This window comes from Kribbella sp. NPDC051952, from assembly GCF_040680855.1.
GTDB lineage: Bacteria > Actinomycetota > Actinomycetes > Propionibacteriales > Kribbellaceae > Kribbella.
This window is the reverse complement of the sequence record NZ_JBFAXQ010000002.1, coordinates 141252-164928: the sequence shown is the minus strand read 5'-3', so window position 1 is coordinate 164928 and position 23677 is coordinate 141252. Positions and strand designations below refer to the sequence as shown.

The window sequence follows — 23677 nt, the reverse complement described above, 5'->3', positions numbered from 1 at the left end:
GCACGTCCTCTCAGGCCGCGATCGACCAGACGGCCGGGTCGACGAAGCTCGGTCCGCGGGTGCCGTCGTCGAGCCACTTCAGGACGTCGGCGAGCACGTACCCGGCGAGCGCGAGGTGACCCTCCGCGGTGTCGCCGGCGATGTGCGGGCTCAGCTGGAGGTTGGACGCTTGCAGGACAGTGGCGTCGAAGGTCGGCGGCTCGGGATCGTAGACGTCGAGGGCGGCGTAGAGGCGCCCGTCGAGCACGTGGTCGAGGAGTGCCTGCTGATCGACGGCCGGGCCGCGGGACGAGTTCACCACGACCGCGCCGTCGGGGACGCGTTCGAGCAGTTCGCGCGTGATCATGCCCTTGGTCTCGGGCACGTTCGGCACGTGGATCGTCAGGAAGGGGCTCTCGACGGCTTCTTCCAGGTTAGTCGTGCGCACGCCGAGGTCGGCCGCCCGGTCGGCGGTCAGATACGGGTCGTAGACGACCACGTCACAACCGAAGGGCTTCAGCAGCGTGATCAGCGCGCGGGCCGTGCTGCTCGCGCCAACGATGCCGACCTTGGCACCGGCGAGCTCATGGCCGCGGATATCAGCCTGCTTCCAGCCGCCCTGCCGGATCGCTCCGTCGAAGCGCGGGAGCCGCCGGGCCAGCGTGAGCATCGAGGCCAGGCAGTACTCGCCGACCGACCAGGCGATCCGTGGTCCAGCCGAGAAGACCGCCACGCCCTGATCGAGGATGCTCGGGTCGATCAGGTTCTTGACCGTGCCGGCCGCATGCGCGACTACCTTCGGCCCGTTGCCGTCGGACCACAGTTCCTTGCCGAGGTGCGGCGTGCCCCAACTGGTCAGGAGTACGTCGGCGCCGGCGGCCAGGTCGGGTACGGCGGCTGGGTCGAGCGCGGGCGGCTTCCCCGGCTGGGCCGGACCGGCGGCGTGCCCGGCGTCCGCCCAGACGACCTCGAAGCGGTCCTCGAGCAGCCGGCGAGTGTCGGCGTCGATCACGTCGGCGGCGCGTTCGGGCGAGAACAAGGCAGCGAGCTTGGGCACCGTGGAAACTCCTTCGGTAGGCATTGCCTTGACGGTAGGCGCTTTCCGTTATGCAGGTCCAAGCCCTATTTCGCATGAACCGATACCGTGCCGGTATGGACTTGTCGCTGCAGCAACTCCGCGGCTTCGTCGCCGTCGCCGAGGAACTCCACTACGGCCGCGCCGCGCAGCGGCTGAACTTGACCCAGCCGCCGCTGACCCGGCAGATCCAGGGCCTGGAGCGAACGCTGAACGTCCGACTCTTCGACCGCACCGGTCGCGGCGTCCGCCTGACCGCGGCCGGCGACGTCTTCCTCGAACACGCCCGTCGCGTCCTCGCCCTCCTGGAGGTCGCCCCCGAGGCGACCCGCCGGGCGGCGGACGGTCAGACCGGAACCCTCCGGATCGCCTTCACCGCGATCGGTGCGTACGCCGTACTCGCTGACTTCCTGACCATGGTCGGGAAACGGACGCCGGCGGTGACGTCGGAGCTCACCGAGTTGGTCAGCCCGGCCCAGTTCGAGGCGCTGGCGAACCTGGAGATCGACATCGGCCTGGTCCGGCCGCCGATCCCGTCGCAGTTCGAGTCCGTGCTGGTGCACTCCGAGGATCTGGTTCTCGCCGTACCCGCCGAGCATCCGCTGGCCACCGGCAGTACCCCGGTCACTCTGGCTGACGCGACCGATGACTACATCGGCTACAGCCCGGAGGGATCGCAGTACCTGCACGACATCTGCGCGGCAATGATCGGGATGGATCGGTACGCCGTCAGCCAGTTGGCTTCCCAGGTTCCGACCATGCTCGCCCTGGTCCGCGCCGGCCTCGGGTGCGCGCTGATCCCGCGCTCGATCAAGGCGATGGGGGTCGAGGGCGTTCGCTACCGGGAGCTCGACGCGGCGGACGCGCACTCGGTGACGCTGCACGCGTGCTGGAGTCCGGACAGTCCCAACCCGGCGCTGCAACGGCTGGCCGAGTCGCTGCGGCAGAACCCGCACCTCGACGCTTGACCTAGAGCAAGCTCTAACTCGTACAGTCGAGGCCATGACCTCACAGCACAAGATCGGCTCGGGTTTCGGGCACGACAGCACCGCGGACGACGTCCTCGCCGGGATCGACCTGACCGGCAAGCTCGCCGTCGTCACCGGTGGATATTCCGGTCTCGGCCTGGAAGCGACGAGGGCGCTGACCAAGGCCGGCGCGCACGTCGTCGTACCGGCGCGACGGCCGGACGCGGCGCGGGAGGCACTGGCCGGGATCTCGGGTGTGGAGATCGACGAGCTGGACCTCGGTGATCTGGACAGTGTGCGGGCGTTCGCGGACCGGTTCCTCGCGTCGGGCCGGTCGATCGACATGATGATCGACAACGCGGCGATCATGGCTTCGCCGGAGACGCGGGTCGGGCCGGGCTGGGAGGCGCAGTTCGCGACCAACCACCTCGGGCACTTCGCGCTGGTGAACCGGCTCTGGCCGGCGATCGCCGCTGATGGCGGCGGCCGGGTCGTATCGGTGTCGTCGACCGGGCACCGACGGTCGGACATCCGCTGGGACGACCTGGAGTTTCGGCAGGGCTACGACAAGTGGGAGGCGTACGGACAGGCCAAGACCGCGAACGTACTGTTCGCCGTCCAACTCGATGCCCTGGGCAAGGACTCGGGGGTCCGCGCGTTCGCGCTGCATCCCGGCGGCATCCTGACCCCGCTGCAGCGGCACCTGCCGCGCGAGGAGATGGTCGGCTTCGGCTGGATCGACGAGGACGGCAAACCGCTGAACCCCGGCTTCAAGTCCCCGGAGCAGGGCGCGGCCACCGAGGTCTGGGCCGCGACGTCGCCACAGCTCGACGGGCTCGGCGGGGTGTTCTGCGAGGACTGCGAGGTGGCCGAGGTGTCCACCGACGACAGCCGGGGCGTGCGGCCGTACGCGATCGACGCGGCGTCGGCGGCGCGGCTGTGGACGGTGTCGGCAGAGCTCACCGGGGTGAACGCCTTCGGGTAAGCTGAACTTCTTGTTTTGAAGGGGTTCTGTGGCTGTTTCTGCTCTTGAGTTCGGCACGATGGTCGATCGGTTGCGCGCGTCCGAGTGTGTGTTCGCCGAGGACGAGGCGGCGCTGATCGTGGACACAGCCCGCGATGCGGCTGAGATCGCGTCGATGGTCGATCGGCGCGTCTCCGGGCTGCCGCTCGAGCACGTCCTCGGGTGGGCGTTGTTCTGCGGGCTGCGGATCGCTGTCGACCCCGGTGTGTTCGTCCCTCGTCGACGGACCGAGTTCCTCGTGGCCGAGGCGCTGGCGGTGACCGCACCGGGGGCCGTCGTACTGGATCTGGGCTGCGGGTCGGGGGCGTTGGGTGCGGCGATCGCGGCCGGGCGGGAGGTGTCGTTGTACGCCGCCGACCTCGAGCCGGCCGCGGTTCGGTGTGCTCGGCGCAATCTGGCCCAGTGGAGTGGGTCGGTGTATCAGGGTGACCTGTTCTCGGCGTTGCCGGATCAGCTTCGCGGGCAGGTCGACGTACTGCTGTCGAATGTGCCGTATGTGCCGACCGACGAGATCCGGTTGTTGCCGCCGGAGGCTCGGCTGCATGAGCCGCACGTGACGTTGGACGGCGGGGCCGACGGTCTCGCCGTACTGCGTCGGGTGGTGGCGGGCGCGTCGGAGTGGCTGACTGATGGCGGTCACTTGTTCGTAGAGATGAGTGAGCAGCAGGCGCCGGTGGCTGCCGCGGTGATGCGAGCGCACGGGTTGAGCACTCGCATCACCTCCGACGACGACCTCGGAGCGACCGTGGTTCGAGGCACGGTCACACCCGGCGTTGAACGTGCAGCAGGTACTCCCGCCGGTTGAGCGGATCGTGGTCGGTGCGCGGGCGCTCCGGAATCGGCCCGGTCACGGGCTGGTAGCGCTCGAACGCCGACTCCAGCACGCCCTCGCCGCGGGTCAGCGCGGGCAACTGCTGCTCGAGCTGGTAGACGGCGGCTGCGGGGATTTCCCCTTCCAGGGTTGACGTTCCCGCAGCCAGCGCCGGGACCTGCGGGATCGCCCGGAGCCTCGCGAGAGCCGCAAGTACGGCGCGTGTCGTGTCGGTCGGGATCTCCAGCTGGAACCGGTGCATCGGCTCGTGCACCGTCGTACCGGCTTGGCGCAAGGCCGTCATCAGGACCAGCGGGGTCAGGAACCGGAAGTCGCCGGCCGTGCTCGACATGCTCTTGTCGAACACGGCGTGGGCGTGACTCTGCCGCGCCGAATAGCCGGAGTGCGTCATCACGACCCGTGCGTCCGGGATCTGCCAGCCGTGGATCGCTTGCTCGAGCGTCTCCCGGACGGTTTCTTCGACGGCCTTCATGAACGCGTACGGCATCGAGCCGAGCTCGACCTCCAGCTCGAACGTGACGCCGGCGTTCACCGGGGCCGGCTCGATCCGGAGCCCGACCGTGGCCAGGAACGGGTTCGCGTCCTTCTTGTTGAACTCGACCGCCTCGCCTGAGCCGTTGACGCGCTCGATGCAGATCGTGGTCGACTCACGGAACTCGACCTCGATCCCGAACTCGGTCGCGAGGGTGGTCTGGATGACCTCCTTCTGCACCTCGCCGTACAGGGAGACCGAGATCTCCTGGCGCAGGTCGTCCTGGCGCAGGTTGATGAGCGGGTCCTGCTCCGAGAGTTGGGCCAGCGCCACGCGGAGGTTGCCCTTGTCCGAACGCTGCTTCGGGGTGACCACCGTCTCCAGGGTGGGCGGGGCGAACATCTCCTGGGTGGTGCGCTCAGTGACTCTTTCGTTCCGCTGATCGCTCAGGCGGTCCCCGATCTGGACCTCGGCCAGGCCCCACAGCTGGGCGATCTGCCCGGCGCGGACCTCGGCGGCCGGGGTTGCCCCGCCGCGCTCGAAGACTCGGAGGGCGGTGACCTTGGCCTCCCCGGCCGTCCCGAACTCCACTCGATCGCGGACTCGCGCGGTGCCGTCGAACATGCGTACGTACGCGATCTTCTCGCCGGCCGGCCCACGTTCCACCTTGAACACCGAACCGTCGAGCGGTCCGTCGGTCGTGGCGGCGCGGGGGAGTAGCTCGCGGATCCCGTCGGTTAGAGCCTCGGTGCCGGCGCCGGTGATGGCCGAGCCGAAGTAGACCGGGTGTACGGCGGCTCTCTCGGTCAGCTCGGCCAGTGTCTTGCCCACCGTGTCGTCGTCGACGGTCTCGCCCTCGACGTACCGCCGCAGCAGCTCGTCGTCATGGTCCGCGAGCACCTCGAGGAGCTCGCCGTACGGACGAGGTTCGAACGCCGCCTCGGGAGTGCCGAGGTGGGTGGCGTCGCCCATCGCGACGATCGCGGGGGAGAGCTTGGCCGCGATCGACGTCAGTACGGTGTCGTCCTGCGCGCCGCGGCGGTCGAGTTTGTTGACGAAGATCAGCGTCGGGATCTTCAGCCGCTGGAGCGTGCGCATCAGGACGCGGGTCTGCGCCTGGACGCCCTCGACGGCCGAGATCACCAGGACCGCGCCGTCGAGCACGCTGAGCGCCCGCTCCACCTCGGCGATGAAGTCCGGGTGGCCGGGAGTGTCGATCAGGTTGACGGTGAGGTCGCCGATCGCGAACGACACGACCGCCGACTTGATGGTGATACCGCGCTGGCGTTCCAGCGCGAGGGAATCGGTCTGGGTGCTGCCGTCGTCGACGCTACCGATCTCGTCGATGACCCCGGCGGTGTAGAGCAGCCGCTCGGTCAGGCTCGTCTTACCGGCGTCGACATGCGCCAGAATCCCTAGGTTCAGTACTTTCACGCAGCTTCATGTCCCTTGAACAGGTGTCAATTCTTTCCGCGACAGACATGAAGCGAGGTCGCATGACAGAACTCCTTGACTAGACACCTGCTGGGTACGCGTTCGAGTACAGCAACCGCCGGGCGCGGCGGCAAACCATTTAGCCGATGGCTACACCGTTCAGCTGATGACGGTGCCGATCCGGGTGCCTGAGCTGATCGCCGAGGCGGCGGACGGCCGGTCGATGTCGAACACGTGGAGGGGAAGGTGGTGGTCGCGGGCCAGGATGAAGGCGGTCTGGTCCATCACGCCGAGGCCGCGGTCGATCACCTCTTGATAGGTGAGGTGGTCGAAACGGCTGGCATCGGGGTGCTTGTTCGGGTCGGCGTCGTACACGCCGTCGGTGCCGTTCTTGGCGACCAGGAGGGCGTCGGCGCCGAGCTCGATCGCGCGCTGGACGGCCGGGTAGTCGGTGGTGGTGAACGGCTGCCCGTTGCCGCTGGCAAGCAGGACGATCGAGCCCTTCTCGAGGTGCCGGAGAGCGCGCAGCCGGATGTACGGCTCGGCCAGGTTGTTGATCGGGACCGCGGTCATCAGGTGGACGTCGGCCTCACCGAGCGCCGTGAGCCGGCCGCGGAGCAGGACCGCGTTGATCACGGTGCCGAGCATGCCGATGTTGTCGGCCTCGACCCGGTCGATACCCCACTCGTCGGACCGGTTGCCACGGAAGACGTTGCCGCCTCCGACGATGACCGCGACCTGGACGCCGGTCGCATGCAGAGAGATCACCTCGTTCGCGAGGTGGGTGAGCCGGTCACTGTCGAAGCCGAAGTCGTTCTGGCCGGCGATTGCCTGTCCGGACAACTTGAGCACGAGCCTGCGGTACATGCCGCTCCATTCGTTCAGCTAGGCGGGTTCAGGCAGGTCTACCACGACTCACCCTGGACGGGCTCGCCTCGCCCACGCAAAGCTTGGCCGGGTGACCGAGTTCAAGGACCAGGACCTGGGTGGGGCGCAGTTCGAGAACGTGAACCTCAGCGAGGCGCGCTTCCACAACATCAACCTCAGTGGTGTCGCGTTCGACAACGTGAATCTGAACGGCGCCACGATTCACGCGGTGATGATCGGTGCCTCGATCAACGGCGACATCCGGGACCTGACGGTGTACGGCGTCGACGTGATTCCACTCGTCGATGCCGAGCTGAACCGGCGTCATCCGGGGCGCGAGAAGATGCGGCCGCGTGACGCCGACGGGTATCGGGAGGCGTGGGAGCTGCTCGAGCGATTGTGGGCCGAGACGGTCGAGAAGGCCCGGGCGCTTCCGCCGGAGTTGCTGCATGAGTCGATCAATGGTGAGTGGTCGTTCATCGAGACGCAGCGCCATCTGGTCTTCGCGACGGATGCCTGGGTACGACGGGCTGTGCTCGGCGATCCGGCTCCGTGGGACCCGCTGGATCTGCCGCATGACGAGATGCCTGACGAACCCGCCGTACCGCGGGATCGCGCCGTACGGCCGTCGTTGGACGAGGTGCTCGCATTGCGCGCCGACCGGATGGCGACCGTACGGACGCTCTTTGCCGAGCTCACGGATGAGCGGTTGAGTGAGCAGACCGTTCCGGTGGCCGAGCCCGGGTATCCGGCGTCGGAGAGCTATCCGGTCCGCGACTGCCTCGGCGCGGTGTTGAGCGAGGAGTGGGAGCACCGGATGTACGCCGAGCGGGATCTCGCCGCGTTGAAGGTCTGAAACTGTCTGCCCGGTGGCCTAGCCTCTGGGCATGGACATGCTGAGCGGGCAAGCGATTCAGGATGCTGGTGTCGAGGATTGGCGGAAGCTTTCGCAATCGCTCCATGGGTGCTTCCTGGTGCAGTCGTTCGCCGACGCGCTGACCTTTGTGACGGCTGTCGGCGAAGCCTGCGCGGCGGTTGGGCGTGAGCCGGATGTGCGACTGACCGGTTCGTTCGTGGAAGTGCGGTTGCTCAGCCCCGACGCGGTGTACCGGCCGAAGGAAGGTCCCGAGGTCGTCGGGCCGAGCGTCACCCAGGCCGACGTCGACCTGGCCCGGCAGCTCAGCGCGATCGCCCAGGCGCAGGGGCTGACCTCCGACCCGGCCTCGATCGCTCAGGTCGAGATCGCCCTGGACACCGCCGACGAGGCCGAGATCGGTCCGTTCTGGGCCGCCGTCCTGACCGGCCTCCCGTTCCAGGGCGTCGACGTCTTCGATCCGAGCGCTCGCCTCCCCAGCCTCTGGTTCCAGGGAACCGACGGGCACGAAACCCCTCGTCAACGCTTCCACCTCGACCTCTGGCTCCCACCTGAGGTAGTGCCGGCCCGCATTGAGGCTGCCCTCGCTGCCGGCGGCACGATCACCGACGACAGCGAAGCCCCAGCCTTCACCGTCCTCGCCGACCCCCAAGGCAACAAAGTCTGCCTCTGCACCTATCTGAACCGCGGAACCGGCTGAACTAGAGGTCGTAGCCGCCAGAGGCTTCCAGTGTCTGCGCGGTGATCCAGGTGCCTTCGGGGGAGAGCAGGAAGGCGATGACTTTGCCGACGTCGTCGGGTTCGCCGATGCGGCCGAGGGCGGTTTGGGCGGCGATGGGCGGGATGAGGTCGGGGTAGCGGGCGAAGGCGTCGTCGCCGAGGCGGGTGCGGGTCACGCCGGGGGCGACGGCGTTGACGCGGATACCGCGGGCGCTGAGTTCCTTCGCGAGGTAGCGGGTGAGCACCACCTGGGCGCCCTTCATGCTGCCGTAGACCGAATAGCCGGGCGACGGGCGGCTGGTGAGGAGGCCGGCTGAGCTCGTGGTGAAGACCACCGATCCGCCGTCCGCGATCAGCGGCAACAGGGTCTGGGTCAGGAAGTACGGACCCTTGAGGTGGACCCGCATCATCTGGTCGAACAGCTCGTCCGTAGTGTCCTCGAACATCACCGGCTGCTGCCCGACACCCGCATTGCTGACCAGGAAGTCGAACGACGTCCGCTCCCACTGCCGCAACACCTCGGTCAGCGCGGTCTTGAACTCGCCGAACGTCTCCACCCGACCGACATCCAGCGGCAGCGCGACCGCCGTACCGCCGTCCTTCTCGATCCGTTCGACCGTCTCCACGGCGCCGTCGCGGTTGCCGCGGTAGGTCAGGATCACCCCGATCCCACGCTTCGCGACCTCGTACGCCGCGCTCTGCCCGATGCCGGAACTCCCGCCAGTGATCACAGCTATTTGCATAATCGTGTCATTCCCTACAGCGTCTTGGATGGGTACCGCTCCAGTAAACGCGTGAGAGCTTGGGACTCGATAGACAATTGCTCGCCATCACTTGCACGATCCTGCTCTAGGGTTGTGACGCACGTTCGCGGCTGGGTGGCGCACCGAACTCGCGCCGGTACTCACGGCTGAACTGCGACGGACTGTCGTACCCCACGGCGTATCCGGCGCTCGTCACGTCCTCACCCAGCCCGACCAGCCGGAGCCGCGCCTCCTGCAACCGGATCTTCTTCTGGAACTGGATCGGCGTCATCGCGGTGACGGTCCGGAAGTGCCGGTGGAAGGCCGACGTACTCATCCGGGCCATCTCGGCCAGCTCCTCGACCCGGAACGGCTCGGTGTAGTGATCCCGGATCCAGCGGATCACGCCGGCGATGTGCGAGAGGCTGCTGTCCGCGAGCCCGATCTCGCGGACCGCTGCTCCCTGCGGGCTGCGGAGCAGGCGCCAGAGGATCTCACGCTGGACAAGTGGCGCGAGAACGCGGGCGTCGTCGGGTTGCTCGACCAGCCTGAGCAGGCGGATGACCGCGTCGATGAGTTCGTACGGCGCTTGGCTGACGGTCAGCCCTTGCACGGACGGGCCGGGAACCTGGCGGTCGGCGGAGTCGAGGAGCAGCGAGGCGATCAGGTCGGGCCGGAGTTCGAGGCCGACGCCGAGGCACGGCTCGGCTCCCGAGGCCTCGACGAAGTGGCCGGTGACCGGCAGGTCGACGGAGACGACGAGGTAGTCGCCGGCGCCGTACTCGAAGACCCGGTCGCCGACCGCCAGCCGCTTGCGGCCCTGCGCGACGAGCGCGAACGTCGGCGTCGCGAGCGTCGACATCGGCGGAGTGGGTGCCTCGACGATCGACAACAACAGGCCGTCGATCGTCTGCTCGCGTCCGGCCGCGGCGACGATCAGCTCCCGCAACTCCGCCAATGCTCGCTCCACGCCTTCAGGCTATGACGAGTCGGACAATCCGGTCGTCCTCGAGGGTGAAGGTGAAGTCGAGGTCGACAGTTCCGCCGGGGAAGTCGCCCTCGAGGTGATGGGTCGCGACGTACGTCGTGTCGTCGATCTTCCGGGTGGCGATCAACTCGCTGGTGTACGTGTACTCGCTCGCCGCGCTGCCGAACCAGGCCCGGATCTCGTCGCGACCGCGGTAGGTCTTGCCGTCGTCGGTGACCTCGGCGTTCTCGGCGTACGACTGCATGGCGGTGTCGGCGTCGCGGGTGGTGTGGCTGGCCAGGTACTTCGTGATCGTGTCAGGCAACATGTGGACCACGGTGCTGCCTCCCGGCGGGTGAGGGTCAAGGAATTGACTCTCTCGCCGGGGGAGGGTGCAGAGTGGCGGGGTGATGCGAGGGCTGACGATCGGTGAGTTCGCGCAGGCGACGCAGCTGAGTGTGCGCACGCTGCGGCGGTACCACGAGAGCGGTCTGCTCTCGCCGGCCTCGGTCGATCCGGCCAGCGGCTATCGGTACTACTCGACGGCGCAGATCCCGTCGGCCCAGGTGATCCATCGGTTGCGGGAGCTCGACGTACCGCTGGCCGACGTCGAGAAGATCCTCGGCACCGACGATCCGCAGGCCCGGGCCGAGCTCGTCGCGACCCACCTGGACCGCCTGCAGGCATCCCTCGATCGGACCCGGGCGGCGGTGACCTCGCTGCAGCGACTCCTCCGGCCCGAACCCGGCGACCTCGTCGTCGAACTGCGATCGGAACCTGCCCGGATGGTTGCCGCGATCACCGATGTGGTCGAGCTGACCGACGTCCTCGACTGGTACGCCGGAGCGATGGCCGAACTCGACTCCGCCGTCGGGTCGCCCGCGCGTCTAGGCCCACCCGGCGGTCACTACGACAACGAGCTCTTCACCGACGGCCGAGGCAAGGTCCGCGTCTACCGCCCAACCGCGATCCCGCCGTCCATCGGCCGCGTCCGCGCCGTCGAACTCTCAGCCACCGACCTGGCCGCCACCGTCCACGTCGGCTCACACGACGACATCGCCGTCACCTACGGCCGCCTGGCCACCTGGACCCACGACCACACCCTCACCGTCGCCGGCCCGGTCCAGGAGACCTACACCATCGGCCCTCGGGACAACTCGGATCCCACCACTTGGCGCACCGAGATCGCCTGGCCGGTCTTCCGCCTCAGCTCATAAGGGCTTGGCGACGTAGCCGGTCTTCTCGTCCGGTCGGCATCGCGTCTGCGCCTCAGGCGTCGAGGAAGGTGGTGACTGCGTCGTGGACGAGGTTGGTCCGGGACAGTCCGTTGAAGTGGGTGGTGCCGGGGAAGATGGCCAGCTGGCTGGCGGGGACTCCGGTGAAGTCACCGTTGACGTCGCCGCCGCGGAGCTGGAGGAAGCGGACGGCGTGGTCGAGTTTGACCGCGTCACAGTCGCCGAACGTCAGGAGCGTGGGCGCGGCGATGCCGCGGATGTCCTCGTCGGTCCATTCGGCGGCGCCGCGGTCGTAGTTGCCGAGCTTGGTCAGCAGTGTCTGCAGGTGCTCGAGATCCGGGTGCGGCGACTTCGCCAGGTAGTCGGCCTCCATCGGCGTCCCGGCGATCATCTCCACCTTCATCTCGCCGACCGCGTCCGCGTTCTCCGCACGGTCGCCGTCGCGGCTGAACGACACCGACGAGATGACCGTCTTCCGGACCAGCTCCGGGTGCTTGATCGCCAGGTATATCGCCACGGCACCACCGACACTGAACCCGAACAGGTCCACCCGAGGTACGCCGAGCTCCTTCAGCAGCCCGACGACATCCGCGGCCAGCCCGACTGTGCTGAGCGGACGGTCGACGTCATTGGTGTGCCCGTGCGCCTGGAAGTCCGTCGCGATGACCTGCCGGTTCTCGGTCAGCCCGGGCAATAGGGCACCGAACTGCAGGTCGATGTTGAACAGCCCACCGTGCAACAGCAGCAACGGCGTCCCGCCCGAGCCGTGGACCTCGTAGTACATCCGCAGCCCGTTGACGTCGGCGTACCCGGTTTGCTTGCTCATACAACCCCCACCAGTAGGCAGAACGGATGGCCGGCTGGGTCGGCCAGGACGTAGAGGGGCTCGGAGTCTTCGGAAGTGCGGTCGAGCAGCAGTGTTGCGCCCAAGGCCTCGGCACGCTGCCGGTGGTGGTGCAGCTCGTCGACTGACTGTACGGCGTAGTCGAGGTGCATCTGCTTCGGTACGCCGGGCTCGGGCCAGGTGGCCGCGGGAAGCTCGTCGACCTGCGCGATCGCGAGCTGCCGATGACCCGCGTCGTCGACGAGGACGAGCCAGTCGGCGTCGTCCGTCGTACCGTCGGCCGGCGGCTCGTCGCCGTCCCGGTAGCGCAGACCCAGCAGCTCCCGGTAGAACTCCGCCAGCCCACGTGCGTCGGTGGTGTCGAGCGCGGTGTGCATCCGCTGTGGGTAGGTCGCCATGGGCGTCAGCCTACGTGCTGTGGAAGGTGCGTCTGTAGGTGTCAGGCGGGACTCCGACGACTCGTTTGAACTGCCGGCGCAGCGTGGTGGCGGTACCCATTCCGGTGGCGACGGCGACCCTGTCGATCCCGTCGTTCGTGGCCTCCAGCAACTGCTGGGCCCGGCGGATACGTTGCGTCAGCAACCATTGCAGCGGCGTCTGCCCAGTCACCGCGCGGAACTGCCGGCCAAGATGCCGCGGACTAGTACTCGCCTGGCGGGCCAGGTCGCTGACGGTCAACGGCTGGTCCAACCGCTCCTGAACCCAGGCCAGCAACTGGGACAGCGTGTGGTCGCCGCTCACCTGCACCGGCGTGGACACGAACTGCGCCTGACCGCCGGCCCGATGCGGCGGTACGACGAGCCGCCGCGCGACCGAGTTCGCGATCGTCGCGCCGTGGTCCAGGTGAATCAGATGGAGGCACAGGTCCATCGCAGCCGCCTTGCCCGCAGACGTCAGCACGTCCCCGTTGTCCGTGTAGAGGACATCCGGATCCACCTCAGCCAGCGGATACCGGGCGCTCAACGCGTCGGCGTGCCCCCAATGCGTGGTCGCCCGCCGACCGTCCAGCAACCCGGCCGCCCCGAGCACGAAGGCCCCCGTGCACAGGGACGCGATCCGGGCACCGGCCGTATGTGCTTCGCGAACCGCCTCCACCAGGTCGACCGGCGGCGGCTCGTCGGTGTCAACGCAGGCCGGCACGATCACGGTGTCCGCGGTGGCCAACCGCTCCAGGCCGCCTTGTGGCTCGACCTTGAAGGGACCGACCTGAACAGGGCCAGGCCCGCAGAGGACGACGTCGTACCAGTCGTCGACGTGACCGAGCGGCGGGTTGCCGAAGATCTCGTACGCGATGCCGAGCTCGAAGTGGAGCAGATGCCCGGCGGTCGCCAGCGCGACAGTGTGCATGTCCGAAAGTGTACGGATGGTGTCGTTCCGGACTCTCACACCTCCGGCCTCCGCGCGGCAAGACTCGTATTGTCAACAATCGGAGGAGAAGACAAAGATGAGTGCGGTAGTGGTGTACGGCGCGACCGGGCACACCGGCAGGTTTGTGGTCGAGGAGCTGCTGCGGCGCGGTGTCCCGACCGTCATTGCGGGACGCGACGCGACCACGCTCGAGACCCTCGCCTCGAAATGGGGCGACCTCCAGGTCCGACCGGCCACGGTGGACGACGGGCGCGCGCTCGACCAGGCGCTGCGGGGTGCCTCGGCCGTGATCAACTGCGCCGGCCCGTTCGCCGCGACCGCCGGCCCGATGGTCGAGGCGGCCATCCGGGCGGGGATCCCGTACGTCGATGTCGCCGCCGAACTCGAGGCGAACTTGTCGACAATCGGCGTGCAGACAATCACACCGGTCGTGCCCGCGATGGCGTTCTACGGTGGCCTGGGCGACCTGCTCACGACCGCGGCGCTGGGGGACCGGACCAGCGCCGACGAGGTACACGTCGCCTACGGACTGAGCAGCTGGCACCCGACTCCGGGTACTCGCGCGGCCGGACAGGTCTCGCACGACCAGCGCGGCGGGCGGCGGGTGCGATTCAGCGACGGTGCACTGCAGTACCACGACGACCAGCCGGTCCAGCAGGACTGGGACTTCCCCGAGCCGCTCGGCCGGCGCCGCGTGATCGCTGAGTTCACCATGGCCGACGTCATCACGATCCCGAGCCACCTCGCCGTACCTGAGGTCCGCACCTACATGTCCGTCGAGGCGGCCGGCGATCTGTTCAGCCCGGACACGCCGGCGCCCGTGGCCGCCGATGCGCTCGGCCGGTCCGACCAGACGTTCGCGGTCGACGTCCTGATCCGCACCGCGGAGGGTGAGCTCCGGGCCACCGCGCGCGGGCAGGACATCTACGCGATCTCGGCGCCGCTAGCCGTTGAGGCCGTCCAGCGGATCCTCGCGGGAGAGACCAGGGCAACGGGCGTGGCCACGGCCGGGGCGATGTTCGACGCGGCCGACTTCCTGTCCAAGCTGCCGCTGCAGGTCGAGCTGCCGTAAGCCCGCGACTGCGGAAGAATGTGGTCTAGCCAGCAACCACCGCCCCGATCCGCTGGAGGCCGCCCGCCATGCCCGACATCCGCCCGACCCGTCGCGACGTCCTACGAGTGACCGCGGCGGGAGTGATCGCCGCGGGCGGGTTCTCCGCGCTCCCGGCGTACGCCGACGGCATCGACTACACCGCCCGGAAGACGTTCGACGACTGGGATCGCCTGTTCCAGCAAGGCAGCCCGGGCCAACCGGACCAGCCGAACGACAACACCAACCGCGACGGCCGGTCCGGGATGCTGGCCTGGAGCCAGTCCTACGTCCTGCTCGGCCTGGTCCGGATGTACGAGAAGTACGGCGACCACTACTACCTCGACCGGCTGATCGACAACGTCGACCAGGTCCTCTCCGTCCGCGACAGCGAGCGCGGCGTCACCGACTACCGCGGCCTCTCGCTCCCCGCCTGGCGCGCCGACCATCCGTACACCACCGGCTACACAACCCTTGCCGACAGCAACGGCCGCGCCCTGCTCGACCTCCGCCAGGCGCTCCCGTACGCCGAAGACACCACCGTGACCGTCAGCACCGGCTCCCGGCCCGACGCGTTCACGGTCACGATGGTGAACACCGAGGTCAACCGCACCGTGACGCTCACCGACCTGAGCCTCGACCCGGCCGGCCCGGACTATGCGGTGAGCCGGATCTACGCGGCTGCCCCCGGCCCACTGCAGTTGACCGCCGCAGATCGCCGTACGACACCTGCCGCCGGCGACCTGCCGGTCACGGGCGAGTTCCCGATGAAGACCAAGCCGGTGATCTTCGCCGTCCACACCGGCATGATCACCTACCCGATCGCAAGCTTCGTCCGCCTCGTCAGCGACTCACCACGACTGCAACGCCGGTACCGAAGGAAGGCCGCCGAGTACCTGCACGCCTGCCGTGAAGCGGTCGCCGTCCACGACTGGGAATACCGCGACGACCACCTGATCTGGCCGAAAGGACAACCCCTCGCGTACGACGGATGCGAGCAGCCGATCAACCAATCGGTCGGTCTCGGCCAGACCCTGGTCGAACTCGCGATCGCCACCGGAGATCGCACGTACCGGCGCAAGGTCGCCGCGATGGCCCGGATGTTCGCCGGCCAACTGTCCGCCGACGCCGAGGACGCCTATCTGTGGCACTACTGGCCGACCGGCGGCCGGATCTACGAGGGCTTCGCCAAGACCGGTGATCCCGCGACCGACATCTCGATCTTCACCCCGTCCGGGGGACCGGCGAAGCAGTTCGAGGACATCAGCCACGGGGCGATCGACGTGGAGTTCGCCGTACGGGCGTTCCGCGCGAAGCTCGGCTTCACCGGCCAGGACATGGCGCGGATCGCGCGGACATTTACTCGCCACGTCGCGACCACGGACGCCGACGGGCTGCCCGCGATCAACACCACCGTCGCCGGCACCGCGCTCGGCACCGCCACGGTCGCCCAGCAAGCGCCCCGCTGGATGCAAGCAAACGCCTGGGACCGATCCGTCCACGACCACTGCCTGGCGCTGTACAACCGCTACCAGTTCAGCCCCGAACGCGACGGCCAACAAGCCATCGGGTTCGGCTGGCTGCTGGCCAACGTCGCCTACCTGAACTGGGGCAAGCGCTGATCTATATTGCTGGCATGACTGCCGAGCTGGAGCAGTTGCGGTCCGCCCTCGACGGGCTGCGCGCGGTTGTGCTGAAGAAGCTGGCGGGCCTGAGCGAGGCGGACGCACGCCGCAGCACGGTCGACTCCGGGACGAATCTCGCCGGCCTGCTCCAGCACCTCACCTTCGCCGAGTCCCTCTGGTTCGAGGAGATCGTCGCCGGCGGGACGGCCCACCGCGGCAAGCGCTCCATGCAGGTAGGCCCTGGCATCTCCCTCAAGACCCTTCGCGCCGACTACCGCGCCGCCTGCGCCGCGTCGAACGACATCATCGCCGCGATCGGGGACCCCGACGCGCCCGTCACCCGGAACGGCAAGACCCACGACCTGCGCTGGGTACTGATCGGATTCATCGAAGAGACCGCCCGGCACGCCGGTCACGCCGACATCATCCGCGAGCAGGTGGACGGCACAACCGGCCGCTAGTGCATCAATGACTTCCTTGACCGGGCATGGCACGATTCCAGGGGTGACGGGAAGTGCGGACGAGCAGCGCCTGGCGGATCTGGCGCGCCTCCGGCGGGTGAAGGACCGGATCGATCGGGACTACGCGCAGCCGCTGGACGTGGAGGCGCTGGCCCGGGGCGCGCACATGTCGTCCGGGCATCTCAGCCGGGAGTTCAAGCGCGCTTACGGAGAGTCGCCGTACGGGTATCTGATGACGCGGCGGATCGAGCGCGCGATGATGCTGCTGCGCCGGGGCGGGATGAGTGTGACCGATGTCTGTTTCGCGGTCGGCTGCCAGTCGCTGGGGACCTTCAGCACCCGTTTCGCCGAGCTGGTCGGGATGCCGCCGAGTGTCTACAAGGACCGCGCGGCCGACGCGACCATCGGCATTCCGTCGTGTGTCGCGAAACAGGTGACCCGACCGATCAGGAATCGAGAAGCAACTCCGGCGTCCGGCACGTAGTTTGACGCCATGGAGATCAAGATTCACGCCAGTTTCCTGCCGCACACCGATCCCGAGGCGTCCGTGCGGTTCTACCGCGACGTCCTCGGCTTCGAGGTCCGCACCGACGTCGGGTACGAGGGCATGCGCTGGATCACGGTCGGACCGCCCGGGCAGCCGGACACCTCGATCGTGCTGACCCCGCCGGCCGTCGACCCCGGGATCACCGACGACGAGCGCCGTACCATCGCCGAGATGATGGCGAAGGGCACGTACGCGACCGTGGTGCTCCAGACCGACGACCTCGACAGCCTGTTCGAGCGGCTCCAGGCCACCGACGCCGAGGTCATCCAGGAGCCGATCGACCAGCCGTACGGCATCCGCGACTGCGCGTTCCGCGACCCGGCCGGCAACCACGTCCGGATCAACCAGTCCTCCTGAAACGACTTGGAGAACACCCGCATGACCAGTGCCGAACATGTTGCCGACAGCCACGACCTGATCCGCGTCACCGGCGCCCGGGTGAACAACCTGAAGGACGTCAGCGTCGAGATCCCGAAGCGCCGGCTGACGGTCTTCACCGGGGTGTCCGGCTCGGGCAAGAGCTCGCTGGTGTTCGGCACGATCGCGGCCGAGTCGCAGCGCCTGATCAACGAGACGTACAGCGCGTTCGTCCAGGGGTTCATGCCGAGCCTGGCCCGCCCGGAGGTCGACGTACTGGACGGCCTGACCACCGCGATCCTGGTCGACCAGGAGCGGATGGGCTCGAATCCGCGCTCCACCGTCGGCACCGCCACGGACGCGAACGCGATGCTGCGGATCCTGTTCAGCCGGATGGCGAAGCCGCACCTCGGCCCACCGACGGCGTACTCGTTCAACGTCCCGAAGCGGATCGCTACCGGGGCGATGCGGGCCGAGAAGGGCGCCGGCGAGAGCAAGGTCGTGCGCGAGGCCGTCTACGCCGGCGGGATGTGCGCGCGCTGCGAGGGCATGGGCTCGGTCACCGACTTCGACCTGACCGCGCTGTACGACGAGAACAAGTCGCTGAACGAGGGCGCGCTGACGATCCCCGGCTACAGCATGGAGGGCTGGTACGGGCGGATCTTCCGCGGCGCCGGCTACTTCAACCCGGACAAGCCGATCAAGAAGTACACCAAGAAGGAACTGCACGACCTGCTCCACCGGGCGCCGACCAAGATCAAGGTCGAGGGCATCAACCTGACCTACAGCGGGCTGATCCCGCAGATCCAGAAGTCGTTCCTGTCCAAGGACGTCGAGGCGATGCAGCCGCACATCCGCGCGTTCGTGGAGCGGGCGATCACGTTCACGACCTGCCCCGACTGCGGCGGGACCCGGCTCAGCCAGGACGCGCTCGGGTCGAAGATCAAGGGCAAGAACATCGCCGACCTGTGCTCGATGCAGATCAGCGACCTGGCCGGCTGGGTCCGTGGGATCAAGGAGCCGACGGTTGCGCCGCTGATCAACGCACTCGGCGACGCGCTCGACGCGTTCGTCGACATCGGCCTCGGCTACCTGTCGCTCGAGCGGCCGGCGGGCACGCTGTCGGGCGGCGAGGCGCAGCGGACCAAGATGATCCGCCACCTCGGGTCGTCGCTGACGGACGTGACCTACGTCTTCGACGAGCCGACGATCGGACTGCACCCGCACGACATCCAGCGGATGAACGACCTGCTGCTGCAGCTGCGGGACAAGGGCAACACCGTGCTCGTCGTGGAGCACAAACCCGAGACGATCGCGATCGGGGACCACGTCATCGACCTCGGTCCGGGTGCCGGTTCGGGTGGTGGCGAGGTCGTCTTCGAAGGCACGGTCGAGAAGCTGCGGACCAGCGACACGCTGACCGGGCGGCACCTGGACGACAGGGCGACCGTGAAGCCGTCGGTGCGCTCGGCGACAGACGTGCTCGAGGTCCGCGGTGCGTCGACGAACAACCTGCAGGACGTGGATGTCGACGTACCCCTCGGTGTGCTGGTCGTCGTGACCGGCGTGGCGGGATCGGGCAAGAGCTCGCTGATCCGTGGGTCGATCGAGGGCCGCGAGGGCGTGGTGTCGATCGACCAGGGCGCCATCCGTGGCTCGCGCCGGAGCAACCCGGCGACCTACACGGGGCTGCTGGAGCCGATCCGGAAGGCGTTCGCGAAGGAGAACGGCGTGAAGCCGGCGCTGTTCAGCGCGAACTCCGAGGGCGCCTGCCCGGCCTGTAACGGTGCCGGCGTGATCTACACCGACCTCGGCGTGATGGCGACCGTCGAGTCGCCGTGTGAGGAGTGCGAGGGCAAGCGGTTCCAGGCGGCCGTGCTGGAGTACACGCTCGGTGGGAAGAACATCGCCGAGGTGCTCGCGATGCCGGTCGCCGAGGCAGTCGAGTTCTTCGCCGACGGAGACGCGCGTACGCCGGCCGCCCACAAGGTCCTCGAACGCCTGGCAGATGTCGGACTCGGCTACCTGAGCCTCGGTCAGCCGCTCACCACGCTGTCCGGCGGCGAGCGGCAGCGGCTCAAGCTCGCGACCCGGATGGGCGAGAAGGGCGGCATCTACGTCCTCGACGAGCCGACCACCGGCCTCCACCTGGCCGACGTCGAACAGCTCCTGGCGCTGCTCGACCGCCTCGTCGACGGCGGCATGTCGGTGATCGTGATCGAGCACCACCAGGCCGTGATGGCGCACGCCGACTGGATCATCGACCTCGGCCCCGGCGCCGGCCACGATGGCGGCAAGGTCGTCTTCGAAGGCACCCCGACGCAGCTGATCGCCAAGCCGAAGACACTGACCGGTAAGCATCTGTCCGAGTACGTCGGCTGAACCGGTCAGGAATCGAGAAGCACCTGAGTTCGCGCACGAATAGCGTGGGTGTTGTCAGCAATCAATCAAGCAGTTCTGGAGCGACGAAATGACTTCCACGCAAGGGATCAAGACGGTTCTGCACCCTGTGTCGGACCTGGAGAAGGCCAAGCCGGTGTACACCGCCCTGCTCGGTGTGGAGCCGTCGGCGGACTCGGCGTACTACGTCGGGTACGACGCCGAGGGGCAGCACATCGGCCTGGTCCCGAACTCCGACATGTCCGCGCCGATCGCGTACTGGCACGTGACCGACATCGAGGCCAAGCTGGCCGAGGTCACCGAGGCGGGCGGCACGGTCAAGCAGCCGCCGCGCGACGTCAGCGCCGGCCGCCTGGTGGCGACGTTCACTGACGTGGACGGCAACGTGCTGGGACTGGTGCAGGACCCTCAGTAACCAGCTGACCGCGGCCCTCACTTGTTCACTCGATGTCTGTACCCATCGCTTGCCGGCCGACATAGCCTGGACAAGTGGTGGGGACCGGGGAGCGGGTGGGGGCCGGCTTGTCGTGGAGGCGCCGGTACGGCGTGCTCGCGCTGGCCGGGTTGTTGCCTTGGGCATGGTTCTTGGTGCGCGACCGGCTGGGTGTGGTGACCGACGTACTGGCGATTCTGCTGCCGGTGCTCGCGGTCCTGACCTTCCTGGTCGTGGGCTTGTTCGGACGGCGGCGCCGGCCGCTGGTGGTGTTCGCCGTGTCGACGTTGCTGGTCGGGATCGTGGGGACCGTCGTGCCGTGGATCCCGCACGGGACCGGGACCGTCGACGCGACTCGCGCCGTACGGATCGCGGCGGCGAACATCGGAGCCGGCGAGCTCGACGGGGCGGACAACCTGCTCGCGCTGAAGGCCGACGTACTCGTCGTGTCCGAGATCGGTGAACCGCTCACCACCCGGCTGTCCGAGTCGTATCCGGTGCGGGTGAGTGATTGGAACGGTCCCGCGATCGGGATCTTCAGCCGGTGGCCTCTGACGGTGCTCGAGCGGCCGGGGCCCGATTTGCCCGGGTTCATGCTGCGGGTGGAGGCGCCGTCGGGGGAGTTCGATCTGATCGCCGCACACGTGCCGCGTCCGTGGTGGACGTCGGGTGGAGCGACGTTCGACTCCCGATCGGACAGCGGGGCCGGCTACCAGACCACCGTCGCCGGTCACCACCGCTTGATCGAGCAGATCGCTGCCCGTGCGGAGCGTGCCACCCGCCCGGTCGTGGTCGCCGGCGATCTGAACACCACCGACCGAGGACGCGACTATCGGGTCCTCGACAACCATCTGACCGACGCCATGCTCGACACCTGGGGCCGGCCGTCCCAGATCGGCAGATGGTCGGCTCTCCTGGTCCGCATCGATCACATCTTCACCACGTGGTGCTCCGACGACGCCGGCCGCTACAAGGTCCCCGCCTCGGACCATCAAGGCGTCATCACCACGGTCGGCCCCTGCGGGTAATTGGGTATTGTCGGGCGGTGCACTTCAAGGAGTACGACACTCGGTTGGCGGCGTACGCGTTGATTGTCGAGGACGGGCAGGTGCTGCTGACCTGGTTCGTCGGGAACGAGAACGCGGTGGCCTGCTGGTCGATGCCAGGCGGTGGCGTCGAGTACGACGAGTCCGTGCAGGACGCCGTGGTTCGAGAGGTGTTCGAGGAGACCGGATATACGGTCGAGCTCGGCGAACCGCTGAACGTGCACTCCTTCACCGATCCGGCTCCGGGGCGGGACAGGCGCCCGTACAAGTCGGTCCGGATCTTCTTCGCGGCCAGGGTGACGGGCGGATCGCTGGGCACGACGGAGGTTGGCGGTACGACGGAATACGCGCAGTGGATCCCTGTTGCGGAGGTCCCGTCGTTGTCGCCGCGGGCGGACATCGTCGACGTCGCTCTGGGCCTGAAATGAACCGGCTCCGACCGCTGCAACGGTCGGAGCCGATTCGACCGTGGACTACTTCACGAGCACGACCGAGTTGATCGGCGTCATGTTGTACGGCGTGTCCGCCGACGCCGGGCCAGGCTGAAACAGGTTGCTAGCGCGGCGTCAGTACGCAGAACTCGTTGCCGTCGGGGTCGAGCATCGACACCGCACCGGGCTCGTGCGAGGTGTCTTCGACGCGCGTGGCACCGAGGCCGACGAGGCGGTCGACCTCAGCCTGCTGGTCGCCGTCAGCCGGCGGAGCGAGGTCGTAGTGCAGCCGGTTCGGTCCGGTCTTCGGCGCGACCGGGGGACCGCCCCAGCTGATCTTCGAGCCGCCGTGCGGCGACTGGATCGCGGTCTCCTCGTCCTGGTCCCAGACCAGCGGCCAGTCCAGCGCCTTGCTCCAGAAGTACCCGACCTGTTGCGAGCCGTCGGACGAAACCGCGCCGATGAAGGCGGTGTCGGCGAGGAAGTTGTTGCCTGGCTCAATCACACAGAACTCGTTGCCCTCGGGGTCGCCCATCACCACGTGGGGCTCTTCCGGACTCTGACCGATGTCGAGGTGCTGACCGCCGAGCTCGAGCGCTCGCGCCACCGTCGCCTGCTGCTGCTCGAGGGTCGCACTGGTGAGATCGAAGTGCGCCTGGTTCTGGCGATCCTTCGGCAGCTGACTGGACACGAACCGGAGCCGGAACCCGGTGTCGTCGTTCGGCAGCAGCTCCATCCCGTCGGCCAGTTGACGATCCAGCATGCCCGCCCAGAACTGCGCGACAGCCCCCGGCTCGTGCGCACCAAAAGTCAGTGAATAGAGGTGAACAGTCATCCGCAGCTCCGATCTATCGGGGTGCTGCAACGCTAGGGCGACAAGGCCTGCACCGCAACGCGATTACCCGGCTAGGGCAGTACGACGACCTTGCCCGTGGCCTCGTTGTTCTCCATGTAGTGGTGGGCCTTCGCGATGTCGTCCAGGCGGAAGACCCGGTCCACGTCAGGGCGATAGACGCCGGCCTCGACCTCGCGGACGATCCGCTGCAGGACCGCCGTACTGCCCTTGAGATTGTCGCTGTGGAACGCGGTGAGTTTGGTTCCGGACGGGATCATCGCGATCGGTTCGAAGTCAGGGATCAGCCAGCCGCTGAGGGTGCCGCCCATGCAGACTGTCCCGCCTCGGCGGACCAGGTGCAGGGACTCGACCGCGGTGCTTGTCCCGATCAGATCCAGCACGTAGTCCGGTCCCTCGGGCCAGATCGCGTGCAGGTCCGCGGCGAGCGACGTACCGTCGTCGACGAGGACGTGGTCGGCGGCCTTCAACGCGTGGGTCTTGTCGAGACGTCGTGTTGTGGCTGCCGTCTCGACACCGTGGCCGGCCGCGATCGATGTCGCGGCCATGCCTACCGACGAGGTTCCGCCGCGGATGAGCAGGCGGTCGTTCGCGGCGAGTTCGAGCGTACCCAGTGAGCCCTGGGCGGTCAGGTAGGTCTCGGGCAGGGCGGCCAGGATGTCCCACGGCAGGGTGGTGGTGATGGGCATGAGGAGCTCGTTCGGGAGCAACACGTACTCCGCGTAGCCACCGTCGTACTCGCGGCCCATCTCGCCCATCACCGCGGCAACGGTCGCGCCGTCCGGGATGTGAGGATCGGTCGAGGCGGCCACGATGCCCACGCATTCGATGCCGAGGACGCGTGGGAACTTCACGCTGGGGGAGTGCCCCTGCCGGGTCCTCAGCTCCGACCGGTTGAGGCCGATCCCCTTCACCTGCACCAGGCTCCAGCCTTCTCGGACCGCTGGGATCGGTAGCTCTCGGATCTGCAGCATTTCGGGGTCTCCGGCGCTGACACAGACGGCTGCTCGCATCGTCGTACTCATGGTGGAA

The 23677-nt window shown here is 68.1% G+C and carries 26 protein-coding genes; 15 read left to right on the top strand and 11 right to left on the bottom strand.

Translation table 11 applies throughout. From position 1 onward, the window contains the following. Positions 1-10: 10 nt before the first annotated feature. Entirely contained in the window at positions 11-1036 is a 1026-nt protein-coding gene (locus AB0L70_RS05475) for a hydroxyacid dehydrogenase (RefSeq protein ID WP_363680308.1), read from the bottom strand. A 95-nt stretch (positions 1037-1131) separates the two neighbouring features. Between AB0L70_RS05475 and AB0L70_RS05470 the strand changes: the two genes are divergently transcribed. From AB0L70_RS05470 to AB0L70_RS05460, 3 genes are read left to right on the top strand one after another with little or no spacing between them, the layout of a single operon-like run. Then, positions 1132-2022 carry a LysR substrate-binding domain-containing protein gene (locus AB0L70_RS05470; protein WP_363680306.1) on the top strand — a complete coding sequence of 297 codons (891 nt, stop codon included), beginning with the start codon at positions 1132-1134 and terminating at the stop codon, positions 2020-2022. 34 nt (positions 2023-2056) lie between these two features. Next, entirely contained in the window at positions 2057-3007 is a 951-nt protein-coding gene (locus tag AB0L70_RS05465; protein WP_363680304.1) for an SDR family NAD(P)-dependent oxidoreductase, read from the top strand. Between the two features lie 28 nt (positions 3008-3035). Next, positions 3036-3851, top strand: a complete 816-nt coding sequence (locus tag AB0L70_RS05460) for a putative protein N(5)-glutamine methyltransferase (RefSeq protein WP_363680303.1) — start codon at positions 3036-3038, stop codon at positions 3849-3851. Here the strand turns inward: AB0L70_RS05460 and AB0L70_RS05455 are convergent. After that, positions 3808-5784, bottom strand: coding sequence for a translation factor GTPase family protein (locus AB0L70_RS05455; protein WP_363680301.1), 1977 nt, complete (start codon positions 5782-5784; stop codon positions 3808-3810). The two genes, AB0L70_RS05460 and AB0L70_RS05455, sit on opposite strands and share 44 nt — an antisense overlap. A gap of 159 nt (positions 5785-5943) precedes the next feature. Then, on the bottom strand, positions 5944-6651 hold the full coding sequence (gene pyrH / locus AB0L70_RS05450; RefSeq protein ID WP_363680299.1) for a UMP kinase: 708 nt from the start codon (positions 6649-6651) through the stop codon (positions 5944-5946). Positions 6652-6742: 91 nt separating this feature from the next. Here pyrH and AB0L70_RS05445 point away from each other — a divergent pair, with 91 nt between their 5' ends. Then, on the top strand, positions 6743-7507 hold the full coding sequence (locus tag AB0L70_RS05445; RefSeq protein ID WP_363680297.1) for a DinB family protein: 765 nt from the start codon (positions 6743-6745) through the stop codon (positions 7505-7507). Positions 7508-7538: 31 nt separating this feature from the next. Continuing rightward, positions 7539-8225, top strand: coding sequence for a VOC family protein (locus AB0L70_RS05440; protein ID WP_363680294.1), 687 nt, complete (start codon positions 7539-7541; stop codon positions 8223-8225). A 1-nt stretch (position 8226) separates the two neighbouring features. On the opposite strand, the gene AB0L70_RS05435 is transcribed toward AB0L70_RS05440, so the two are convergent. From AB0L70_RS05435 to AB0L70_RS05425, 3 genes are all read right to left on the bottom strand, one after another. Next, positions 8227-8976, bottom strand: coding sequence for an SDR family oxidoreductase (locus AB0L70_RS05435; protein WP_363680293.1), 750 nt, complete (start codon positions 8974-8976; stop codon positions 8227-8229). A gap of 118 nt (positions 8977-9094) precedes the next feature. Then, positions 9095-9958 (bottom strand): AraC family transcriptional regulator, encoded by an 864-nt coding sequence (locus AB0L70_RS05430; RefSeq protein WP_363680291.1) that lies wholly within the window; start codon positions 9956-9958, stop codon positions 9095-9097. Positions 9959-9962: 4 nt separating this feature from the next. Beyond that, positions 9963-10283, bottom strand: a complete 321-nt coding sequence (locus AB0L70_RS05425; RefSeq protein WP_363680289.1) for a nuclear transport factor 2 family protein — start codon at positions 10281-10283, stop codon at positions 9963-9965. A gap of 82 nt (positions 10284-10365) precedes the next feature. Here AB0L70_RS05425 and AB0L70_RS05420 point away from each other — a divergent pair, with 82 nt between their 5' ends. Then, complete coding sequence (locus AB0L70_RS05420) at positions 10366-11172, top strand: MerR family transcriptional regulator (RefSeq protein WP_363680908.1); 807 nt, start codon at positions 10366-10368, stop codon at positions 11170-11172. A gap of 52 nt (positions 11173-11224) precedes the next feature. Here the strand turns inward: AB0L70_RS05420 and AB0L70_RS05415 are convergent, their stop codons facing one another. The 3 genes from AB0L70_RS05415 to AB0L70_RS05405 are packed head-to-tail and all read right to left on the bottom strand — an operon-like array spanning position 11225 to position 13381. Beyond that, entirely contained in the window at positions 11225-12016 is a 792-nt protein-coding gene (locus tag AB0L70_RS05415) for an alpha/beta hydrolase (protein ID WP_363680287.1), read from the bottom strand. After that, a complete protein-coding gene (locus AB0L70_RS05410) occupies positions 12013-12432 on the bottom strand; it encodes a VOC family protein (RefSeq protein WP_363680285.1) in 420 nt (139 codons plus the stop codon). The genes AB0L70_RS05415 and AB0L70_RS05410 overlap by 4 nt, the downstream gene beginning before the upstream one ends. 10 nt (positions 12433-12442) lie before the next feature. Beyond that, complete coding sequence (locus AB0L70_RS05405) at positions 12443-13381, bottom strand: helix-turn-helix domain-containing protein (RefSeq protein ID WP_363680283.1); 939 nt, start codon at positions 13379-13381, stop codon at positions 12443-12445. 97 nt (positions 13382-13478) lie between these two features. Here AB0L70_RS05405 and AB0L70_RS05400 point away from each other — a divergent pair, with 97 nt between their 5' ends. From AB0L70_RS05400 to AB0L70_RS05360, 9 genes are all read left to right on the top strand, one after another. Next, complete coding sequence (locus AB0L70_RS05400) at positions 13479-14474, top strand: saccharopine dehydrogenase NADP-binding domain-containing protein (RefSeq protein WP_363680281.1); 996 nt, start codon at positions 13479-13481, stop codon at positions 14472-14474. Between the two features lie 68 nt (positions 14475-14542). Next, the gene (locus tag AB0L70_RS05395) at positions 14543-16114 is read left to right on the top strand and encodes a hypothetical protein (RefSeq protein ID WP_363680279.1); all 1572 of its coding nucleotides are present in this window, start codon (positions 14543-14545) and stop codon (positions 16112-16114) included. A 14-nt stretch (positions 16115-16128) separates the two neighbouring features. Next, positions 16129-16578 (top strand): DinB family protein, encoded by a 450-nt coding sequence (locus tag AB0L70_RS05390; protein ID WP_363680277.1) that lies wholly within the window; start codon positions 16129-16131, stop codon positions 16576-16578. A 43-nt stretch (positions 16579-16621) separates the two neighbouring features. After that, complete coding sequence (locus AB0L70_RS05385; protein WP_363680276.1) at positions 16622-17062, top strand: AraC family transcriptional regulator; 441 nt, start codon at positions 16622-16624, stop codon at positions 17060-17062. Positions 17063-17071: 9 nt separating this feature from the next. After that, entirely contained in the window at positions 17072-17482 is a 411-nt protein-coding gene (locus AB0L70_RS05380) for a VOC family protein (protein ID WP_363680274.1), read from the top strand. Positions 17483-17503: 21 nt separating this feature from the next. Next, on the top strand, positions 17504-19864 hold the full coding sequence (locus AB0L70_RS05375; protein WP_363680272.1) for an excinuclease ABC subunit UvrA: 2361 nt from the start codon (positions 17504-17506) through the stop codon (positions 19862-19864). A gap of 88 nt (positions 19865-19952) precedes the next feature. Further along, the gene (locus AB0L70_RS05370) at positions 19953-20297 is read left to right on the top strand and encodes a VOC family protein (RefSeq protein WP_363680270.1); all 345 of its coding nucleotides are present in this window, start codon (positions 19953-19955) and stop codon (positions 20295-20297) included. 74 nt (positions 20298-20371) lie between these two features. After that, entirely contained in the window at positions 20372-21343 is a 972-nt protein-coding gene (locus AB0L70_RS05365) for an endonuclease/exonuclease/phosphatase family protein (RefSeq protein ID WP_363680268.1), read from the top strand. A 17-nt stretch (positions 21344-21360) separates the two neighbouring features. Beyond that, entirely contained in the window at positions 21361-21789 is a 429-nt protein-coding gene (locus tag AB0L70_RS05360; protein ID WP_363680266.1) for an NUDIX domain-containing protein, read from the top strand. 127 nt (positions 21790-21916) lie between these two features. On the opposite strand, the gene AB0L70_RS05355 is transcribed toward AB0L70_RS05360, so the two are convergent. Continuing rightward, positions 21917-22627 carry a VOC family protein gene (locus AB0L70_RS05355; RefSeq protein WP_363680264.1) on the bottom strand — a complete coding sequence of 237 codons (711 nt, stop codon included), beginning with the start codon at positions 22625-22627 and terminating at the stop codon, positions 21917-21919. 71 nt (positions 22628-22698) lie between these two features. Next, positions 22699-23670, bottom strand: a complete 972-nt coding sequence (locus tag AB0L70_RS05350; RefSeq protein WP_363680262.1) for a zinc-binding dehydrogenase — start codon at positions 23668-23670, stop codon at positions 22699-22701. Between the last annotated feature and the right edge of the window lie 7 nt (positions 23671-23677).

Bases quoted from the DNA above. Each gene is read 5' to 3' on its own strand.
- AB0L70_RS05375 (WP_363680272.1), top strand. From the start codon at position 17,504: ATGACCAGTGCCGAACATGTTGCCGACAGCCACGACCTGATCCGCGTC.
- AB0L70_RS05420 (WP_363680908.1), top strand. From the start codon at position 10,366: ATGCGAGGGCTGACGATCGGTGAGTTCGCGCAGGCGACGCAGCTGAGT.
- AB0L70_RS05405 (WP_363680283.1), bottom strand. From the start codon at position 13,381: ATGCACACTGTCGCGCTGGCGACCGCCGGGCATCTGCTCCACTTCGAG.
- AB0L70_RS05390 (WP_363680277.1), top strand. From the start codon at position 16,129: ATGACTGCCGAGCTGGAGCAGTTGCGGTCCGCCCTCGACGGGCTGCGC.
- AB0L70_RS05350 (WP_363680262.1), bottom strand. From the start codon at position 23,670: ATGAGTACGACGATGCGAGCAGCCGTCTGTGTCAGCGCCGGAGACCCC.
- AB0L70_RS05370 (WP_363680270.1), top strand. From the start codon at position 19,953: ATGACTTCCACGCAAGGGATCAAGACGGTTCTGCACCCTGTGTCGGAC.
- AB0L70_RS05355 (WP_363680264.1), bottom strand. From the start codon at position 22,627: ATGACTGTTCACCTCTATTCACTGACTTTTGGTGCGCACGAGCCGGGG.
- AB0L70_RS05440 (WP_363680294.1), top strand. From the start codon at position 7,539: ATGGACATGCTGAGCGGGCAAGCGATTCAGGATGCTGGTGTCGAGGAT.
- AB0L70_RS05465 (WP_363680304.1), top strand. From the start codon at position 2,057: ATGACCTCACAGCACAAGATCGGCTCGGGTTTCGGGCACGACAGCACC.
- pyrH (WP_363680299.1), bottom strand. From the start codon at position 6,651: ATGTACCGCAGGCTCGTGCTCAAGTTGTCCGGACAGGCAATCGCCGGC.
- AB0L70_RS05380 (WP_363680274.1), top strand. From the start codon at position 17,072: ATGGAGATCAAGATTCACGCCAGTTTCCTGCCGCACACCGATCCCGAG.
- AB0L70_RS05470 (WP_363680306.1), top strand. From the start codon at position 1,132: ATGGACTTGTCGCTGCAGCAACTCCGCGGCTTCGTCGCCGTCGCCGAG.
- AB0L70_RS05415 (WP_363680287.1), bottom strand. From the start codon at position 12,016: ATGAGCAAGCAAACCGGGTACGCCGACGTCAACGGGCTGCGGATGTAC.
- AB0L70_RS05410 (WP_363680285.1), bottom strand. From the start codon at position 12,432: ATGGCGACCTACCCACAGCGGATGCACACCGCGCTCGACACCACCGAC.
- AB0L70_RS05425 (WP_363680289.1), bottom strand. From the start codon at position 10,283: ATGTTGCCTGACACGATCACGAAGTACCTGGCCAGCCACACCACCCGC.
- AB0L70_RS05395 (WP_363680279.1), top strand. From the start codon at position 14,543: ATGCCCGACATCCGCCCGACCCGTCGCGACGTCCTACGAGTGACCGCG.
- AB0L70_RS05400 (WP_363680281.1), top strand. From the start codon at position 13,479: ATGAGTGCGGTAGTGGTGTACGGCGCGACCGGGCACACCGGCAGGTTT.